Source organism: Amycolatopsis sp. 2-15 (assembly GCF_030285625.1).
Taxonomy (GTDB): domain Bacteria; phylum Actinomycetota; class Actinomycetes; order Mycobacteriales; family Pseudonocardiaceae; genus Amycolatopsis; species Amycolatopsis carbonis.
In genome coordinates this window covers 9,201,184-9,219,629 of the sequence record NZ_CP127294.1, presented here as the reverse complement: position 1 = coordinate 9,219,629, position 18,446 = coordinate 9,201,184, and the positions used below count along the sequence as shown (strand labels likewise).

General features: G+C 72.0%; 14 protein-coding genes and 1 pseudogene. 5 read left to right on the top strand and 10 right to left on the bottom strand.

The window, feature by feature from the left end:
• Positions 1 to 4: 4 nt before the first annotated feature.
• Positions 5 to 1,150 carry a ScyD/ScyE family protein gene (locus QRX50_RS45450; RefSeq protein WP_285969236.1) on the top strand — a complete coding sequence of 382 codons (1,146 nt, stop codon included), beginning with the start codon at positions 5 to 7 and terminating at the stop codon, positions 1,148 to 1,150.
• A gap of 181 nt (positions 1,151 to 1,331) precedes the next feature.
• A complete protein-coding gene (locus QRX50_RS45445; RefSeq protein WP_285969235.1) occupies positions 1,332 to 2,723 on the top strand; it encodes a class II 3-deoxy-7-phosphoheptulonate synthase in 1,392 nt (463 codons plus the stop codon).
• Between the two features lie 4 nt (positions 2,724 to 2,727).
• Here the strand turns inward: QRX50_RS45445 and QRX50_RS45440 are convergent.
• From QRX50_RS45440 to pknB, 5 genes and pseudogenes are all read right to left on the bottom strand, one after another.
• Positions 2,728 to 3,986, bottom strand: a pseudogene (locus tag QRX50_RS45440) (wax ester/triacylglycerol synthase family O-acyltransferase).
• A 176-nt stretch (positions 3,987 to 4,162) separates the two neighbouring features.
• The gene (locus QRX50_RS50560; RefSeq protein WP_434533209.1) at positions 4,163 to 5,833 is read right to left on the bottom strand and encodes a hypothetical protein; all 1,671 of its coding nucleotides are present in this window, start codon (positions 5,831 to 5,833) and stop codon (positions 4,163 to 4,165) included.
• Between the two features lie 3 nt (positions 5,834 to 5,836).
• On the bottom strand, positions 5,837 to 7,339 hold the full coding sequence (locus tag QRX50_RS45430) for a flotillin family protein (protein WP_285969234.1): 1,503 nt from the start codon (positions 7,337 to 7,339) through the stop codon (positions 5,837 to 5,839).
• Positions 7,340 to 7,386: 47 nt separating this feature from the next.
• Entirely contained in the window at positions 7,387 to 7,596 is a 210-nt protein-coding gene (locus QRX50_RS45425) for an NfeD C-terminal domain-containing protein (RefSeq protein ID WP_285969233.1), read from the bottom strand.
• Positions 7,593 to 9,647 (bottom strand): Stk1 family PASTA domain-containing Ser/Thr kinase, encoded by a 2,055-nt coding sequence (gene pknB / locus QRX50_RS45420; protein WP_285969232.1) that lies wholly within the window; start codon positions 9,645 to 9,647, stop codon positions 7,593 to 7,595. Before pknB ends, QRX50_RS45425 begins: the two co-directional genes overlap by 4 nt.
• Positions 9,648 to 9,750: 103 nt before the next feature.
• On the opposite strand from pknB, the gene QRX50_RS45415 reads away from it, so the two are divergent.
• Positions 9,751 to 10,119, top strand: a complete 369-nt coding sequence (locus tag QRX50_RS45415; protein WP_285969231.1) for an Rv2175c family DNA-binding protein — start codon at positions 9,751 to 9,753, stop codon at positions 10,117 to 10,119.
• Positions 10,120 to 10,260: 141 nt separating this feature from the next.
• Here the strand turns inward: QRX50_RS45415 and QRX50_RS45410 are convergent, their stop codons facing one another.
• From QRX50_RS45410 to merB, 5 genes are all read right to left on the bottom strand, one after another.
• On the bottom strand, positions 10,261 to 11,049 hold the full coding sequence (locus tag QRX50_RS45410) for an LLM class F420-dependent oxidoreductase (protein ID WP_285969230.1): 789 nt from the start codon (positions 11,047 to 11,049) through the stop codon (positions 10,261 to 10,263).
• 3 nt (positions 11,050 to 11,052) lie between these two features.
• Entirely contained in the window at positions 11,053 to 11,976 is a 924-nt protein-coding gene (locus QRX50_RS45405) for a phytoene/squalene synthase family protein (RefSeq protein WP_285969229.1), read from the bottom strand.
• Positions 11,973 to 13,451 (bottom strand): phytoene desaturase family protein, encoded by a 1,479-nt coding sequence (crtI, locus tag QRX50_RS45400; RefSeq protein WP_285969228.1) that lies wholly within the window; start codon positions 13,449 to 13,451, stop codon positions 11,973 to 11,975. The genes QRX50_RS45405 and crtI overlap by 4 nt, the downstream gene beginning before the upstream one ends.
• Complete coding sequence (locus tag QRX50_RS45395; protein WP_285969227.1) at positions 13,448 to 14,539, bottom strand: polyprenyl synthetase family protein; 1,092 nt, start codon at positions 14,537 to 14,539, stop codon at positions 13,448 to 13,450. The genes crtI and QRX50_RS45395 overlap by 4 nt, the downstream gene beginning before the upstream one ends.
• A gap of 297 nt (positions 14,540 to 14,836) precedes the next feature.
• Positions 14,837 to 15,523 carry an organomercurial lyase gene (merB, locus tag QRX50_RS45390; RefSeq protein ID WP_285969226.1) on the bottom strand — a complete coding sequence of 229 codons (687 nt, stop codon included), beginning with the start codon at positions 15,521 to 15,523 and terminating at the stop codon, positions 14,837 to 14,839.
• A gap of 101 nt (positions 15,524 to 15,624) precedes the next feature.
• On the opposite strand from merB, the gene QRX50_RS45385 reads away from it, so the two are divergent.
• Together QRX50_RS45385 and QRX50_RS45380 are read left to right on the top strand one after the other, a co-directional pair.
• Positions 15,625 to 16,509 carry a methylenetetrahydrofolate reductase gene (locus QRX50_RS45385; protein ID WP_285969225.1) on the top strand — a complete coding sequence of 295 codons (885 nt, stop codon included), beginning with the start codon at positions 15,625 to 15,627 and terminating at the stop codon, positions 16,507 to 16,509.
• A 42-nt stretch (positions 16,510 to 16,551) separates the two neighbouring features.
• Positions 16,552 to 18,237, top strand: coding sequence for a DUF885 domain-containing protein (locus QRX50_RS45380; RefSeq protein WP_285969224.1), 1,686 nt, complete (start codon positions 16,552 to 16,554; stop codon positions 18,235 to 18,237).
• Positions 18,238 to 18,446 lie beyond the last annotated feature (209 nt).

Here is an 18,446-nt window from a genome sequence, read left to right as displayed (position 1 = left end):
CGCCATGTCCACATCCGTGCGTACGACACTGCGGACCGCAGCGGTCTGCGCCTCGGTCGCGGCCATCGCCGTCGCCGGGGCACCCTGGTCGAGCGCCGCGTCGGCCGGCTTGAAGACCGTGGCCACGGGCTTGAGCAGCCCGCGGCACCTGACGATCCACGACGGCAAGGTCTACGTGGCCGAGGCCGGCCGTGGGGGCAGCGGGCCGTGCGTGGACGGACCGGAGGGAAAGGCCTGCTTTGGCAAGACCGGCGCCGTTTCGATCCTCGACCACGGCAAGGTGAAGCAGGTCGTGAGGAACCTGCCGTCCGCGGCGGGAATCGACGGCAGCGGTGGTGGCGGCCCGTCCGATGTGGAGTTCGCGCGGGGTGGGATGGCGATCCTCACCGAAGACATCGTGATCGACCCGAAGACCGGCGCCAACCCGTTCGGCCCGCAGGGCGAAGCGCTCGGCAAGCTCCTCTTCGCCGAGGGCAAGAAGCTGAAGCTGGGACCGGACTTCGCCGCCTTCGAGGCCAAGAACAACCCCGACAAGGGTGCCGGTGCGGGAGACGCGCCGGTCATCGACTCCAACCCGTTCGGCATGACCCGCTACCGCGGCGGGTTTGCCGTGGTCGACGCCGCGGGCAACGACCTGCTCTACGTCGACGGCCGCGGCAAGATCAGCGTGCTGGCCGTGTTCCCGGTCAAGATGGCGCCCGCGCCGCCCGCGCTGGGTCTGCCGCCGGGCACGAAGATCCCGATGCAGGCCGTGCCGACGTCGGTCGTCGTCGGTCCTGACGGCGCGCTGTACGTGTCCGAGCTCAGCAGCGTCGGCGTCGGCGTCGCGCGCGTCTGGCGCGTCGTGCCGGGCCGCATGCCGAAGATCTACGCCGACGGGCTCACCGCGCTCACCGACCTGGCGTTCGACCCCAAGGGCCGGCTGCTCGTGGTGACCTTCGCCAAGGACGGCATCGCCGCGCCACCCTCGGACGGCGTGCTGACGCGGATCGAGAAGAACGGCAAGAAGACCGTGCTCGCCTCCGCCGGCCTGGCCCAGGCCACCGGCCTCGCCCTCGACGGCGACGACGTGTACCTCGCCAACCACGGCACGTCGCCGAGCACCGGCAAACCGTCCGGCTCGATCGAGAAGCTGACGCTGCGCAACTGAGGCCCGGCTCCGGGAGGACGGATTCGCGTTCTCCCGGAGCCCGCCCTCGGCGGTGAGCGAAACGTGAAGCAGATTTCTCGTCGCGGCGTCCCGTCGCGTTGTGCCTGCCAGGACGAACCGGACGTGTGACCCGCACCGCCCTCTCGGAGCCGCGCGGGTGGCGAACCCTATCCTGGGAGCCGTGAACTGGACAGTGGACGTTCCCGTCGACACGCTTCCCGAGCTCCCGCCGCTTCCGCCTCAGCTGCGCGAACGCCTCGACGCGGCGCTGGCGCTGCCCGCCGCCCAGCAGCCCGAGTGGCCGGATGTCGAGCTGGCCAAGCGGGTGCGGGGCGTGCTGGAGAGCGTGCCGCCGATCACCGTGCCCGCCGAGATCGACCGGCTGCAGAGCCGGCTCGCGATGGTGGCGCGCGGCGAGGCCTTCCTGCTGCAGGGCGGGGACTGCGCCGAGACGTTCGAGTCCAACACCGAGCCCCACATCCGCGCCAACCTGCGCACGCTGCTGCAGATGGCCGTGGTCCTCACCTACGGCGCCAGCCTGCCCGTGGTGAAGATGGGCCGCATCGCCGGCCAGTACGCCAAGCCCCGCTCGGCGGCCACCGACGCACTGGGCCTGCCCGTGTACCGCGGCGACATCATCAACTCGCTGGTGCCCAAGCCCGAGCTGCGCGTGCCCGACCCGGGCCGCATGATCCGCGCGTACGCCAACGCGGGCGCCGCCATGAACCTGGTCCGCGCCCTCACCGGCGCCGGCATGGCGGACCTGCACCAGGTGCACGACTGGAACAAGGACTTCGTGTCGGCCTCCCCGGCGGCGCAGCGCTTCGAGGCGCTGGCCAACGAGATCGACCGCGGCCTGCGCTTCATGAACGCCTGCGGTGTCACCGACACGTCGCTGCAGTCCACGGAGATCTTCGCCAGCCACGAGGCCTTGCTGCTCGACTACGAGCGCGCCCTGCTGCGCCTGGACAACGCCGATGCGGCCAACCCCAAGCTGTACAACCTGTCCTCGCACTTCCTGTGGATCGGCGAGCGCACCCGCCAGCTCGACGGCGCGCACATCGCGTTCGCGGAGCTGCTGTCGAACCCGATCGGCCTCAAGATCGGCCCGACGACCACGCCCGAGCAGGCGCTGGAGTACGTCGAGCGCCTCGACCCCCGCCACGAAGAAGGCCGGCTCACGCTCATCTCGCGCATGGGCAACGGCAAGGTCCGCGAGGTGCTGCCCGCGATCGTCGAGAAGGTCGAGGCCTCGGGCCACAAGGTCATCTGGCAGTGCGACCCGATGCACGGCAACACGCACGAGTCGTCCACCGGCTACAAGACCCGCCACTTCGACCGCATCGTCGACGAGGTGCAGGGCTTCTTCGAGGTGCACCACAAACTCGGCACCTACCCGGGCGGCATCCACGTGGAACTCACGGGCGAAGACGTCACCGAATGCCTCGGCGGCGCCCAGGAAATCTCCGACGTCGACCTCTCCGGCCGCTACGAAACCGCCTGCGACCCGCGCCTGAACACGCAGCAGTCGCTCGAGCTGGCGTTCCTCGTGGCGGAGATGCTGCGGGGCTGAGTTCCTACACGGTGTTCAGCAGCGCCGCGGTCGACTTCAGCACCGCGTCGCGCAGGCCGCCGAGGTCGGGCACGGCCTCGGCGTTCGCCTGGAGTCCGATGTGGACGCCGTCGCGGTAGGTCGCGACGGCGATGCCCACGGCGTGGCGCGGGGCGAGCGGCACGAAGGGGTACACCTGCGCCAGCGGCGCGCCCGCGAGGGTGAGGCGGGCGGGCGGCAGGGGCACGGTGGTCACGACCAAGTCGAACAGCAGCGGCGCGGCCAGCCCGGCTGTTTTCGTGCCGACGCGGTGCAGCATCGTGGGCACGCGGTCGGCCAGCAGCGGGAACGCGCCGGCGCCCGGGCCGGGCCGGCGGCCTTGTTACGCGTCATCGCGCGGCGCACCACGTGCAGGCGCTCCACGGGGTCGTCCTCGCCGATGGGCAGGTGACACAAGTAACCGGACAGTTTGTTACCGCCGAGCTGGGCGTTCGCGCGTCCGCGCACGCTCACCGGGATCAGCGCCCGCAGCGTGCGCCCGTCGGCGCGTTTTCCGCGGTTGACCAGCCACTCCCGTAGCGCGCCGGCCAGTACGGCGAGCACGACGTCGTTGCTCGTGCCGCCGTGCGCGCGGCGGATGCGGCGGAGGTCGGCGGTGGGCAGCCGTACGAACCCCAGCCGACGCTCGGCCGACGCGGGCGCCGACACCGGCGAAAGCGGCGGCCGCGCGGCGCGGACGAGCGACGTGGCGATCCCGGCCGTCTCCCCGGCGTGCGCGAGGCTGTCCTTCACACTGTTCTTCACGCTGTGCAGCGCCGAACGCGGCCGCGGGATCGGCGCCGGCCCGGACGCTCGGGCGAGGGTGCGATCCGCGACGGCCAGGCCGTCGAGCAGGCCGACAGTCACCGCGTAGGCGCCTTCGCCGTCGGTGAGGGCGTGGTGCAGCTTGAGCAACACGGCGAAATCACCCTGAGGCAGCCCGGTCACCACCGTCAGGTCCCACAACGGACGGCCTGTGTCGAGCGGCTCGGCGATCCACCGCGCGGCGAAGTCCGCGAGCGGGTCGGGGTCGTACAGCGTGCTCAGCTCGTGGTGGTGGATGTGGTGCACCGCAACGAAATCCGGATCATCCGACCACGTCGCGGAACCGGGTGGAAACAGCTCGGTCCGCATTTTTCGGCGCAGCTGCGGCATTTTCTCCGCGCGTTCGGCCAGCAGCGCCGTGAGCTCCGCGCCATCGGCTCGCCCGCGAGAGGTGAACACCAGTACCGCACCCATGTGCATCGGCGCGGTTTCGCTTTCCAGACACAGGAACGCGACGTCGAGCGGGCTGAGCGGGGTGCGAACCATCGCGACCGTCCTCGTGCGGCGGGGGCAGGGGTGGGATGCGCCCCACGACACCACCTTGACATGACGGGAGGGTGGTTACTGTGTTTCGCCGGCGCTAACGACCCGCGGTTTCACTCACCCGGGTCACGCCACCTCCACGCCCGGCCACCCCGCCCCGGCTTCTGCGGCACGTCCTTCACCGACCTCGACGGCTGCGGCAACGGCCGCGAGGGCTGGGGGAGCGGCGCCGGCGAGCGCGGCGGCTCGGAGGTCTGCGACGACGGACCCGCCGCTGCGGGTGTGGGCAACGCGACCGTGGGGCTGTCGCCGGTGTCGACGTTGCGCTCGGGCCGCGGTGCCGGTTCGGAGGACCGCTGCACTGCATCGGCTGCTCCGGACACGGGCAGCGCGACTGTCGGGCTGTCGGTGTTGTTCTGTGGCGACTCCACGGGCTCGGCCGGCGACTCCGGTGGCACGGGCTCGGCCGCCAGCCCCGCGAGACCCGCCGGCGGTTGTGCGAGGGGCGCGTTGCCGGAACGGCTGGTGGGGGTGCGCCGAGGAAGGGGGCCGGCAGTGCCGGGTGGGCGCGGCATCGGCCGCTCGGGGCCGAGCGCGACGTTGCGGCGGGGGAGCAGCGAGGCCCCGCCGGCCAAGCGCGGGAGCAGCACCGAGGGGGACCGTTCCGGCTGAAGCTCACCGGGTGCGGTCACCGGCTGGGCGGCGTTGTCGGAGCTGTTGTTCTCGGTGGTGCCGGTGGCGTTGGGGCCTGGGAGTGGTGCTGCGCCGCCGGGATTGCGGGGTGGTTCTGCCGCATGGTCTTCGGCAGCGCCGAGGGCGGTGCGGTGGGGAAAGGCCTCGCCGGGTGGGGTCACTGGCTGCGTGGTGTTCTGGGAGTCGCTGTTCTCCGTGGTGCTCGCGGCGTTGGGGCCTGGGAGTGGTGCTGCGCCGCCGGGGTTGCGGGGTGGTTCTGCCGCGCGGTCTTCGGCAGCGCCGAGGGCGGTGCGGTGGGGAAACGGCTCGCCGGGTGCGGCGCTGTCGGCAGCGTCGCGGCGGGGAAGCGGCCCAGCGGACTCCGGGCTTCGCACCGGCAGCGCGCCGTCAGCCCCGGAAGTCGCTGAAGCCCCGGAAGCCGCTGAAGCTGTCGAAGTCGAAGTCGACGCCACACCAGAACCCGCGACCCTCACATGCCGCAGTGCCACCCCGTTACCCGGCCGCTTCGGCAGCCCCGGCCACAACTCCCCGGCCTCCACCGCGGCGGCCCGAATCGCCGCGCCGTCGAGTTCCGTGTGCGTTTCCTCGATGTCGCGGTCGAGCCACTGGACCACGAGCGTGAACGGCCCGTTGCCCGGCAGCGGCCACACGAAGATCTGGTGGTCCAGGTGGAACTGTGTCCCGCCGCCGCCCACGGCGCGCAGGATCGGCTGGGCCGGCTCGGAAGCCGACGGCACCGAGAGGGACTCCGAGCTGGCCCGGCGCCCGTCCGGGTACAGCACGCCGACGAGCAGCGCGTTGTAGTCCGGGATCCGCCGGTGGTCGATGAGCGAGCCGCTGCGGCCCTCCTGCAGGCTGTCGCGCGAGTACACGGCCAGCCGCAAAGTAAGCGCCGACGGCCAGACCTCGATGCCGCGCAGGGCGACGATCGTGCGTTCGGAACGGCCGAGCGGCCGCGCCCACGGCAGGAGCGTCGGGACGATGTGGTCGTTCGGCGGGCCCATCCACGGACGGCCCTCGTAGCCGAACAGCTCCTGCTCCCGCACGGGGAACAGGGGGCGTTCACGAGGACCGTCCGTGAAGAAGCTCATGGGCTACTCGCGCGGGGAGAGGTCGCCGTTCGACAGCGCCTGCTCCGCACCAGTGCCACCCGACGGCTTCGAGGGGCTGCCCATGGCGTCCATCAGCTGGCGGGCCAGGCCGAGGCCCGTACCGCCGAGCGACAACGCCTTGGTGAACATGTCCGACATCCCGTCCGCGCCGTTCAGGACCACCATGTGGTCGACGTTACCGAACGCCTTCGCGCCGGCCTCGACGATTTCCGGCCAACGTTCGGCCAGCTGCTGTGCTACCACAGCTTCCTGGTTCTCCGCCAGTGCCGCCGCTCGCGCCTTGATCGACTCGGCCTCCGCCAAACCGCGAGCCCGAGCCGACTCCGCCTCGGCGAGACCCTGGGCCTTCGCGGCTTCGGCCTCCGCCAGACCGCGAGCCTGGGCGGCCGCCGCCTCGGCTTCACCGGTGGCGCGCGTGGCCCCCGCCGACGCCTCGGCCCGGGCCTTCGTGGCCTGCGCCTCCGCGTCGGCGGCCGTCTTCACGCGCGTCGCGTCGGCCGCGGCTCGCAGCTCGGTCTCCTTGGCCTCGGCCTGCGCGCGGGCGATCTGGGCGTCGCGGTCGGCGTCGGCCGTCGTGCGGGTCTCGTACGCCTTCGCGTCGGCCGGCTTGCGGACCTGCGACTGCAGCCGCTGCTCGGCCAATGCGGCCTCCAGCTCGGCCGCCCGCGTCTCCTGGACCACGACTTCCTGCCGCGCCGTCGCCTCGGCCAGCGGGCCCGACTGGCTCGCCTTCGCCTTGGCCTGGTCGACCTCGGCCTGGTAGCCCGCCTGCTTGATCTGGCTCTCCCGCATCGCGCCCGCCTTCTGCGCGGCGGCCACCTGCTCGGCCTGCGTGGCCTCCTGGTCGCGCTGCGCCTCGGCGATGCGGGCCGAAGCGGCGATGGCCGCGGCGTGCGGCTTGCCGAGGTTGAGGATGTAGCCCGACTCGTCGTCGATCTCCTGGATTTGCAGCGAGTCGACGATCAGCCCCAGCTTGATCATCTCCGTCGCCGACGACTGGCGGACCTCCCCGGTCAGCGCGTCGCGGTTGTGGATCATCTCCTCGATGGTCAGCCCGCCCACGATCGAGCGCAGGTGGCCCGAGAACAGCTCGTGAATGGTGTCGTTCATGCCCTTCTGCTGGTCGAGGAAGCGGCGGGCGGCGTTGGCGATGGAGGCGTAGTCGTCGCCCACCTTGTAGATCACCACCGCGCGCACGGTCACGGGCAGGCCTTGCTTGGTCACGCACGAAACCTGCAGGTTGACGCCGCGCGTGTCCAGCGAGAGCCGCCGCGCGGTCTGGAAGCCGGGGATCACGTTGACGCCCCGGCCGGTCACGATCTTGAACCCGAGGCTGTCGGCGGTCTCGGTGCGCTCCACCCGGATCCCCCACCCGGAGATGATGAGCGCTTCGTTCGGCTCCGCGACCTTGTACAGGATCCGCAGCAGCCCGAACAGCACGATCACGGCGACGACCGCGATCACGACGATGAGCCAGATTTCCATAACTCCTCGCAGCCCGATTTTCGGTTGTTGGTAGCTCTTCGACGCCGCTAAGGCTTCAGCGGTTGCCACCGTTCGACGTAAACCGTGCGCGGGGGTTCGAAATCCACCACAAGGACCTGCGTGCCGGACGGGAAGCTCATCTCGGGGTCGGCCGCGTAGGCGTAGAAGGCCTCAGTGCCACCGCGGACGCTGAGCAGCACCTCACCGATCAAGCCGGGGCCGACGGCGCCCGTGACGCGGCCTCGATTGCCGATCATCCGCCGAAGCCCCGGATCTTCACCTTGGTGCCCTTCGGCACCAGCGAACCCGGTTGCGGATCCTGCTGGAAGACGAAGTTGAAGCCGCCACCGTGCCCACGGCCCCCGCCGCCGCCCTGCTTGTCGACGTCGAGCCCGGCCTGCTTGAGGATCTGCTCGGCCTCGTCGAACTGCTTGAACCGCACGTCGGGCACCTGCACGGCGTTGGAGACGAAGACCTTCACCTGCTTGCTGCCCGGCGAGTTCGCCGGCGGGTCCGTGCGGGTGACGCCGCCGGCCGGGATCGTCTGCGAGAACTCCTCGCCGCCGTCCACCGGCTGGAACCCGGCCTGCTGCAGCAGCTGGAACGCCTCGTCCTTCGGCCGGCCCGTGACGTCGGGCACCGGCGGGAGCGGTTCCGGGCCCTTCGACAGGACCACGGTGACCTGGCCGCCGATGTTCACCGGCGTGCCGGCCGCGGGGCTCACGCTCACGACGGTGCCCTGCGGTGCGGTGTCGCTGAACGCCGGCGTGCCTTGCGCGACGGTGAGCTGCTGGCCCTGGATCGCCTTCGTCGCGTCGGCGAGCGAAGCGCCGACCTGGATGTTCGGCACCACCGGCTTGCCCTTGGACACGACGACGGAGACGTTCGCGTCCTTCTCCAGCTGCGTGCCCTCGGCCGGCGTCACCTTGACCACGGTGTTGGCCGGCACGGTGTTGCTGAACTCCTGGCTGTACTGCGGGGTCAGGTTCGCCGCGCGCAGCTTGTCGCCGGCCTCGGCCTGCGTCAGGCCCACGAGCTTCGGCACGGCCGACGTCGTGGGCGCCGACTCGCTGAGGATGAACGCGAACGCGCCGATCAGTCCGCCCAGCACCAGCACGCCCACCGCGATCAGGGCGAACATCTTGCGCCGGTCTCGCGGCTTCGGCTCGTCGGCCGGCGGCCGCGGGCGGCGCGGCGGAGGCGGCGTGGCCGGCGGGGGCACCGCGACCTGCTGCGTCGGCATCGGCTGGCCCGCGGGCGGCGACGGCGGCGGCCCGACCGGGACGGCCCGGGTCAGCGCCCGCGTGCCTTGCGGACCGGAGACGGGCATCGTCTGCTCGGTCACCGGGATGCGCGGCATGGTGCGCTCGGTGTCGGACATGCGGTCACCGTCCGGCGGCGGGGGCACGGGCACCGGCACGATCGGCAGGCCCAGCTCCGCGCGCACGGCCTGCAGCTCGGCCAGGAACACGCCGGCGTCGGCCGGGCGCAGTTCGGGGTCGCGGCGGGTGGCGCGCAGGATGAGGTCGTCGAGTGCGGGCGGCAGGTCCGGCCGCTGCTCGCTGGGGCGCGGCACGTCGTCGTTCACATGCCGGTAGGCGACCGACAAGGCCGTGTCGCCGGTGTAGGGCGTCTGGCCGGTGAGCATCTCGTAGAGCAGGATCCCAGCCGAGTACACGTCGCCGCGGGCCCCGGTGACGCCCGTGGTGACCTGCTCGGGCGAGAGGTAGGCGACGGTGCCGAGGATGACGCTCGAGCTCGTGGTGCCCGCGCTGGCGACCGCGCGCACCAGGCCGAAGTCGCCGACCTTCACCACACCGCCCGACAGGGCGCCGCTGCTTCGGCCGATGAGCACGTTCTCGGGCTTCACGTCGCGGTGCACCAGGCCGGCGGCGTGCGCGGCGGCGAGGGCCGACAGCACGGGCTCGGCGATGCTCAGCGCGAGGGCGACGTCGAGCTTGCCCTGTTCGGACAGCAGGTCGCGCAGCGTGCCGCCGTCCACGAGCTCCATCACGAGGAACGCGAGCCCCGCGTCCTCGCCGGGCGGGACGTCGAAGCCCTGGTCGTGCACGGCCACCACGTTCGGGTGATGCAGCTGGGCGGCCGAGCGCGCTTCGCGCACGAAACGGTCCACGAACGAGCGGTCGTCGGCGAAGCGGGGATCCATGATCTTGATCGCGACCGCCCGGTCCAGCCGGGTGTCCATGCCCCGGTAGACCGACGACATCCCGCCCCGGGCGAGCAGCCTGTCCACGCGGTAGCGGCGTTCGAGCAGCGTGCCGACGAGGCTGGGGTGCGTGCGTGTCACGGCTGGTTATCGTACGGAACCACGCCCGCGTGGGTGAGGTGAGGAGGCGGGTCACCCGGGCGTACCAGTCGGGAAACCGGTCGAATGTGGCACAGTGTCACGTGTGAGTGGGATTCCTGTCGCCGATGACGTCCTCGACTCCGCTGTCACCGTCCTTCCCCTGAACCAGGTGGCGGCCGTGCTCGGGATCTCGTCCAACAAAGTGCGCCAGATGCTGCGCGACGGTCACCTGATCGCCGTGCGCCGCAAAGGCGATCTGTATGTGCCCAGCGATTTCTTCGTCAAAGACGGAGTGGTCAAGGGCCTGGCGGGCACCATCACGGTGCTCGCGGACTCGGGGTTCAGCCGCACCGAGATGCTGCGCTGGCTCTTCGCGACGGACGACACGCTGCCGGGCATGACCCCCGTCAACGCGCTGCGGACGAGCCACGGCACCGAGGTGAAGCGGCGCGCCCAAGCCATGGCTTTCTAGACTTTTCGCCCGATTCGCTCCGCGCTGGTACGACCACGCGGGGTAGCCGAACGCGGCCTGCCACCGGGCACGCGTCCCTTGTCCGGAAACGCCCGAAGGCCTCCCCGCTCGTGCGAGGAGGCCTTCGGCGAACTTCGTGCGTCAGCCGTTCTGCTTGTCGCGCCAGGCGACCCAGGTCTTGAGGGCCGTGAGGTCGTAGTCGGGACCGCCGACACCCACGGTGAACGTGCTCACGCCCAGCTCCACGAGCTTCGGGCCGAGCTCGTCCGGGTCGCCCTGCACACCGCAGGAGCGCTCGATCTCGCCCGGGTCGCGGCCGAGGTCGGCGCAGTGCTGGTCGAGGATCTTCACCTTGCGCTCGACGACCTCGGGGTCGCCGAAACCGTGCCAGATGTCGGCGTGCTTCGCGACGAGCTTGAGGGTCTTCTTCTCGCCGCCACCGCCGATGAGCACGGGGATCTTGCGCGTCGGCGCCGGGTTCAGCTTGCCCAGGCGGGATTCGATGCGCGGCAGCGATTCGGCGAGGTTGTCGAGGCGGCCGCCGGCGGTGCCGAACTCGTAGCCGTACTCGTCGTAGTCCTTCTCGAACCAGCCCGAGCCGATGCCGAGGATGAGCCGGCCGCCCGAGATGTGATCGACGGTGCGGGCCATGTCCGCGAGCAGTTCCGGGTTGCGGTAGCTGTTGCACGTGACCAGCGCGCCGATCTCGACCCGGGACGTCGACTCCGCCCAGGCGCCGAGCATGGTCCAGCACTCGAAGTGCATGCCGTCGGGGTCGCCGTAGAGCGGGTAGAAGTGGTCCCAGTTGAAGACGATGTCGGCGCCGATGTCCTCGGCCGCCGAGGCGGTGCGGCGGATGGTGTCGTAGTCGGCGTGCTGCGGCTGGAGCTGGAGCCCGATCCGCAGCCGCCGGTTCGAAGCGGAAGTCATGGCTCAGAGCCTACGCACGCGGCCGCGGGCCCACACAGCGAGCAGCTGCGGCAGGGCCACGGCCAGGCGGCGGCCCTTGCCGACGACGGCGCGCCGGTTGAGCACGTCGTAGTCCAGCGCCTCGATCTCGTCGAGGATGCCTTCGTAGAGCGTGATCGCCGTGCGCACGCAGGGCCGGGATTCGGGACGCAGCAAGGGAATCCCGGCTTCGGCCCGCCGGTACACCGCGCGGGCGCGCGACACCGCGACGGCCAGCGCGCGCCGCACGCGCGGATCGGGCAGCCCGCGCCGGCGTGATTCCACCAGCAGTTCGCGGTCCACGCAGAACGCTGAAAGTTCTTCCGTGGGCAGGTAAAGCCGGCCGCGGTCGAGGTCTTCGCCGATGTCGCGTAAGAAGTTCGTGAGCTGGAACGCTTCCCCGAGCGCCGCGGCGCTGGGTTCGGCTTCCGCCAAGGGAACGACGGTGCCGAACACCGGCAGCATCTGCAGCCCGATCACGCACGCCGAACCGTGGACGTACTCCGCCAGATCCGCATACGTGGCGTACTCGGTGACGGTGAGGTCCATCCGCATCGAGTGCAGGAACGCGTCCACGAGCTCGCGCCGGACGCCGTAGCGGCGCACGGTGTCGGCGAGCGCGGCCAGCACGGGATCGGCCGGCGCGCCGCCTTCGTAGACCTCGTCGACCATCCCGGCCACGTCGTCCAGCGCGGCTTTGGGATCCGTACCCGGTTCCGGGTTGTCCACGAGCTCGTCGGCCATGCGCGCGAAGCCGTACAGCGCGTGCGCGGCGGGCCGGGCCCGCGCGGGCAGCAGCCGGGTGGCGAGGAAGAAGGTGCGGCCGTGGTGGGCGTTGATGCGGCGGCATTCGGTGTACGCGGCCCGCAGGTCGGGGTCCGAGATGCCGGCTGCGTCCAGTTCAGTCACCGGCCGGTGATCCTTTCCGCGGCGAGACGTCCGGAGATCAGCACCGGCGGGATGCCGACGCCGGGGGTGGTGCCGCAGCCGGCGAGCACCACGTTGCCCGCGGCCCGCACGAGGTTGGCGGGCCGGAACGGCCCGGTCTGGGTGAATGTGTGGGCCAGCGAGAACGGTGTGCCCGCGGACAGCCCGCGCGCGGCCCAGTCGGCGGGCGTCACGACCTCGTCCACGATGAACTCGTCGCCGAACCCGGTGAGCCCGCGGGATTCCAGTGTGCGCAGCAGTTCCGCGCGGTAGGCCGGGCCGACGCGCGGCCAGTCGATGCGGCCGCGGCGCAGGTTCGGCGCGGGCGCGAGCACCGACACGATCTCGCCGCCGTCGCCCGCCAGCCCCGGTTCCGTCGCGGTGGGGCGCGTGACGAGCAGCGACGGATCGCTCATCAGCCGGCCTTCGCGCACGATCTCGGCGAACGTCCGGTCCCAGGCACGGCCGAAGAAGATCGTGTGGTGTCCCAGCTGCGGCCACGACCGCTTCGCGCGCCCGTGCAGGACCACGGCCGAAGGCGAGTAGCGCAACGGAAGCACGCGGCTGGGCCGGGCGCCCAGCAGTCGGTACGCGGTGCCGAGCTCGGTGGCGAGCACCACCGCGTCGCACTCGATCCGCTCGCCCGAGCGGGTCCGGACGGCCCGCACCCGCGACGACACCCGCTCCAGCCACGCGGCTTCGGTGCCGAAGCACAAGTCGGCGCCCGCTTTCGCGGCGGCCGCGGCCATCGCGCGCGCAACCGCGCCCATGCCGCCGCGCGGGTAGTAGACGCCGCCGACGGTGTCCATGTAGGCGATCACGCCGTACGCGCCGAGCGCCCGCGCCGGGTCCAGCCCCGCGTACAACGCTTGGAACGAGAACAGCCGCCGCACGCGTTCGTCGCGCAGGAACCGCGCGACTTTCGGGCCGAGGCGCCCGAACCCGCCCAGCGCGGCGAGCTTCACCAGCTCCGGGCGCGCCAGATCGAGCGGTGAATCGAAGTTGGCGCCGATGAAGTGGTCCTTCTGCGCCGCGTACAGGTCGGTGAGCCACCGCCGCAACGCGCGGTAGCCGGCCGCCTCGCGCGCGCCCGCGAACGCGCGGATCTCAGCCTCCATCGCTTCGCCGTCGGTGCGCAGCGCGAGCGTGCTGCCGTCGGCGAAGCGGGCGTGGTAGGCGGGGTCGAGCTTCGTGAGCGGCAGCGTGTCCGCCAGCGATTCGCCGACGGCGTGCAGGGCCTCGTCCACCAGCTCCGGCATGGTCAGCACGCTGGCGCCGGTGTCCACGGCGTTGGCGCCGAAGTCCAGCTGCCCGGCGCGCCCGCCCGGCACCTTGCCCTGCTCCAGCAGCGTCACGCGGCGGCCCGCGCCGAGCAGGTGCAGCGACGCCGAAAGGCCGGCCAGGCCCGCCCCGACCACCACCACGTGGTCGGTGGGCCCGGAGACGGTTTTGGTCACGAGGTCCGCCGCGTCGCCTTGCCGACGAGGTCGGCCAGCGCGGCCGGAGCCGGCTCGGCCAGGTGCGCGCGCTCGAGGGCGGCCATCGCAGAGGCGGTGAGGTCGTCGATGCGGTGCTCCACGGCGCCGACCGCGCCGACGCTCGTCAGGGCTTCGCGCACGGCGTCCACGGCCGTGTCGGACAGGTCGGCCTTGCCGATGGCGTCGGCGATCACCTTGGCGGCGGTGCGGTCGCCGCGTTCGTCGGCCAGCCGCAGGCCCAGGGCCACGAGCAGGGTGCGCTTGCCCTCGCGCAGGTCGTCGCCCGCGGGCTTGCCGGTCACCGACGGGTCGCCGAACACGCCGAGCAGGTCGTCGCGCAGCTGGAACGCCACGCCGACGTCGCCGCCGAACTCCAGCAGCGTGTCGACGAGCCGGTCGTCGGCCCCGGCGAGCGCGGCGCCCAGGTGCAGCGGTCGCTGCACGGTGTACGCGGCGGTCTTCAGCCGGTCGATGCGCAGCGCGGCCTCGGGCGACGCGTCGCCGACGGCCTGCGTGCGGACGTCGAGGTACTGCCCGGCGAGCACCTCCGTGCGCATGGCGCGCCAGGCCGGGCGGGCCTTCGCCAGCGTCTGCGCGGGCAGCGGGGCCTCGGCGAACATGTCGTCGGCCCACGCGAGCGCCAGGTCGCCGACGAGCACCGCCGTGGCCAGCCCGAACGTCGCCGGCGAACCCAGCCAGCCGTGGTCGGCGTGCACCTTGGCCGACGCGACGTGCACGGTCGGGTTGCCGCGGCGCGAGTCGGAGGAGTCGATGAGGTCGTCGTGGATCAGCGCGCACGCCTGGATCAGCTCGAGACTCGCCACAACCTGCAGCGCGCCCTCGGCGGCTTCGCCGGACGCCGCCCCGCCGGCGCCGCGCCAGCCCCACCACGCGAACGTCGGCCGGATGCGCTTGCCCCCGCACAGCACGAAGCCCGACAGCACGTCGATGCCCGCCGCGACACTCGGCTCCGTGCGCACGATCTCGTCGCCCGCACGGCCGAGGAACGCGGTCAGCGCCCGCTCGACGTGGGCAGGCAGATCGTCGTCGAAACCGGGCACGTCCATGCCGCCATCATCCGGGGCGCGGGCCCGGCCGGTGCCGCCGGGTGCCCCCGATGTGGCGCACGAGACGTCTGCTGCCGGGTGTGCTCGGCCGGTCGTGGGTGCGCACCGCGGCAGCGACCGGCCTCGTGCTCGTGGCCGGGTTCCGGCTGTGTTCCGGGCTGGGCCGGCTCAGCGGAGGCGAGCCGGCGCGCGGGCTTCGGTCCGCCTGGTCGAGCCCGCGATCGGGTGGCAGGTTGTTGCCCTGGGTCGAGCCGCCGGTCGCTTCAGCCTTCGTGGTGGGGCGACCGGCGACCGGCCTCAGGACCGCCCCGTCCAGAACTCGCCGGGCAGCCCTGCGGCGGTGAAATACGCGGCGGCCTCGGCCGGTTCCCGGCGCCGGTAGCCGTGCTCCAGCCGTCCGGCGTACCAGCCCTCGGCCAGGCGCCACAGGGCCGGGAGGTCGAGCACGGTGCCCTTCGCCATGCCCGTGCGGTCGGTCCATTCGTCCACACAGGACTCGCCGCAGAACAGGCGCTGCACGGAACAGGTGTGGCGTACGTCGTCCCACATCCGGGCCGTCGGAACGGGGAAGTGGGCGACCTGCGGGCCGTCCGGCGGCGCTTCGCGGCTCACGACCAGCGCCGTGGGCTCGGTGCAGCACGGGCAGCGTGTGGCGACGAGCACTTCGGGCTCGGCGGGCACCAGGTGCGGGATCGCGAACGAGTCCCACGCACAACCGCCCCACCACAGTGTGCGCTCGCCCATCACGGAGAACCCCAGCGGAATCGCCGCGAACGGGTGGGCCAGCACCACGTGCTCGCACACGTCGAGCACCAGGTGACGGGCGTCGGCGAGGCGGTGCAGCGCCTGCTTGGCCACGGCCAGCGAGCCGTGCGCCGCGTCGGCCAGCTCCGGCGCCGTGGGCGCGCGTCCGTGGGTGGCGAAGGCCCGGTACACGGCCACTCGCACGTCTTCGTCCCAGGCGGTGTCGTCTTCGCGGCTCATCGGTGGCTCCTCGCCGGAGGGTGCGAATCCGACGGTACCCGTGGCCAAGGCCACGCGCCGGGGCTCCCAGTGTCCGGTTTCGCCCACTAACATGTGCGTTCATGACGTCGGTGATCGAGCGGTTGCAGGGGGACGGGCCCCGGTTCTCCATCGAGTTCTTCCCGCCCCGCGACGAGGCCGACGAGGCTGTGCTGTGGCGCTCCGTCCGGGAGCTCGAGCCGCTGGACCCGGCGTATCTGTCGATCACCTACGGCGCGGGCGGCTCGAGCCGCGACGGCACGATCCGCAGCATCGCGCGCGTCGCCACCGAGACCACGCTCTGCCCGATGGCGCACCTGACCGCCGTCGACCACTCGGTGTCGGAGCTGCGCAACGTGATCGGCTGGTACGCGGCCGTCGGCGTGCGCAACATCCTGGCGCTGCGCGGAGACCCGGCCGGCGAGGTCTACGGCGACTGGGTGCCGCACCCCGAAGGTCTCACCTACGCCGAGGAGCTGGTGGAGCTCATCCGCTCGCTGGGCGACTTCTGCGTCGGCGTGTCGGCCTTCCCATACGGGCACCCGCGGTCGCCGGACCTGGAGTCGGACACCAAGTACCTCGTGCGGAAGTTCCGCGCCGGGGCCGATTTCGCCATCGCGCAGCTGTTCTTCGAGGCCGAGGACTTCCTACGGCTGCGCGACCGCGTGGCCGCCGCGGGCTGCGACGCGCTGGTGCTGCCCGGCATCATGCCGTTGACCACGCCGCGCACGTTGCACACCACGGTCAAGCTCTCCGGCGCGCCCGCGTCGCAGCGGCTGCTCGACCGGCTGGAGCCGCTTTCGGACGACCCGAAGGCGTTTCGCGCGGCCGGGATCGACGCCGTCACCGAACTGGGTGAGAAACTGCTCGCCGAAGGCGTGCCGGATCTGCACTTCTACACGTTCAACCGGTCCAAGGCCACGCGCGAGGTGGTCACGCGCCTCGGGCTCGTGCCGGCGCGCGCGTAAGTCCGTATCCCTGGCCGGCCCCAGGCCGGTACGGTTCGGCCCATGGCTTCCACCGAACAAAGCGTGCACGGGATTTCCGACCGGTACGTCGACGACTACGCGGCCGTGGACCCGGTCGCGGCCACCATGCTCGGCGTCGCGGGATACGACGACCAGCTCACCGACTACTCGCCCGCCGGCCACGCCGCCCGGGCCGCGCTGGCGGCGAAGGCGCTCGCGGACGTCAGCGCCGCCGAGCCCGCCGACGCGGGGGAGCGGGTCGCGAAGGCGGTGTTCACCGAGCGCGTGGGCCTGGACGTGGAGATCCACGACACCGGCCTCGACGTCGCCGCGCTGAACGTGATCGCGAGCCCGGTGCAGGACCTGCGCATGGTGTTCGACCTGATGCCGATGGACACACCCGAGCAGTGGGCCGACATCGCGGCCCGCCTGAAGAAGGTGCCCGAGGCGCTCGCGGGGATGCGCGCGTCGCTGCTGACCGCGGCCGACGCCGGGCGCGTTTCGGCGCTGCGGCAGGTCGGCAAGGTCGCCGAGCAGTGCGACACCTACGCCGGCCTCGGCGAGGGGCCGAGCTTCTTCGCCGGCCTCGTGGGCAACGCGGGCGAGGTGGGTGCCGCGTTGTCCGGCGACCTGCAGGCGGGCGCCCGCGCGGCCGACGAGGCGTTCGCGGAGTTCGCCGGCTTCCTGCGCGCCGAGCTCGCGCCGAAGGCCCCGGCCAAGGACGCCGTGGGCGAGGACGTCTACCGGCTGTGGTCGCGGTACTTCATCGGCGCGGAGCTGGATCTGCGCGAGGCCTACGAGTGGGGCTGGCACGAGTTCGCCCGCATCGAAACCGAGATGCGCGCGGTGGCCGAGCGGATCCGCCCGGGCACGTCCGTCGCGGAGGCCGCCGAGGTGCTCGACGCCGACCCGCGCTACCGCGTGCAGGGCCGTCCGCAGTTCGAGGCCTGGATGCAGTCCCTGTCCGACGAGGCCCTGAAGTCCTTGCGCGGCAAGCACTTCGACATCCCCGACCGGCTCATGGCGCTGGAGTGCCGGATCGCCCCGCCGGGCGGCGGCGTCGGCGCGTACTACACCGGGCCGAGCGAGGACTTCACCCGTCCCGGGCGGATGTGGTGGTCGCTGCCGGCGGACAAGGACGAGTTCACCACCTGGCGCGAAGTGTCCACTGTGTACCACGAGGGCGTGCCGGGCCACCACCTGCAGATCGCGACGGCCGTGAACCAGGCCGCGTCGCTCAACAAGTACCAGCGGCTCATGACCTTCATTTCCGCCCACGGCGAGGGCTGGGCACTGTATTCCGAGCGCCTCATGCAGGAGCTCGGGTATCTGTCGGACGACGGCAACCTGCTGGGGATGCTTTCGGAGCAACTGTTCCGCGCCGCCCGCGTCGTCGTCGACCTCGGCATGCACCTGGAACTCGAGATTCCTCGCGGCACGGGCTTCCACGAGGGCTCGCGCTGGACCCCGGACCTCGGCCTGGAGTTCATGCTCACCCGCACCATCACCGACCAGGCCCACGTCCGCGACGAGATCGACCGCTACCTCGGCTGGCCCGGCCAGGCCCCCGCGTACAAACTCGGCGAACGCCTGTGGCTCGCCGCCCGCGACGACGCCCGCCGGCGGCTGGGGGATGCCTTCGACATCAAGCAGTTCCACACCCGCGCGCTGGAGATGGGCGGGATGGGGCTGGACACGTTGCGGGAGCAGCTGGCTTTGCTGAGCTGAGTTTCTCCGGTTCGCTGGCTCCGGGTCTCGGCCGCTCGCCGGTTTCGGCTCGACTTTCTCCGTGTTCAGCCAGCCGCTGGGAGTTCTCCTTGCGCAGCCCCGAATTCCCGAGTTGTCCACGGCTCCTCTGAGTTGTGGACAACTCGGCCCCAGCTCGGCTCGACGCCGGGTTTTGTCGGTGGGGGCCGATAGAATGGACATGGGGACGC

Coding starts and splice junctions, on each gene's coding strand:
- QRX50_RS45450 (WP_285969236.1), top strand. CDS start 5: ATGTCCACATCCGTGCGTACGACACTGCGGACCGCAGCGGTCTGCGCC.
- QRX50_RS50560 (WP_434533209.1), bottom strand. CDS start 5,833: ATGAGCTTCTTCACGGACGGTCCTCGTGAACGCCCCCTGTTCCCCGTG.
- QRX50_RS45430 (WP_285969234.1), bottom strand. CDS start 7,339: ATGGAAATCTGGCTCATCGTCGTGATCGCGGTCGTCGCCGTGATCGTG.
- QRX50_RS45425 (WP_285969233.1), bottom strand. CDS start 7,596: ATGATCGGCAATCGAGGCCGCGTCACGGGCGCCGTCGGCCCCGGCTTG.
- QRX50_RS45410 (WP_285969230.1), bottom strand. CDS start 11,049: ATGACTTCCGCTTCGAACCGGCGGCTGCGGATCGGGCTCCAGCTCCAG.
- QRX50_RS45395 (WP_285969227.1), bottom strand. CDS start 14,539: ATGGACGTGCCCGGTTTCGACGACGATCTGCCTGCCCACGTCGAGCGG.
- merB (WP_285969226.1), bottom strand. CDS start 15,523: ATGAGCCGCGAAGACGACACCGCCTGGGACGAAGACGTGCGAGTGGCC.
- QRX50_RS45385 (WP_285969225.1), top strand. CDS start 15,625: ATGACGTCGGTGATCGAGCGGTTGCAGGGGGACGGGCCCCGGTTCTCC.
- QRX50_RS45380 (WP_285969224.1), top strand. CDS start 16,552: ATGGCTTCCACCGAACAAAGCGTGCACGGGATTTCCGACCGGTACGTC.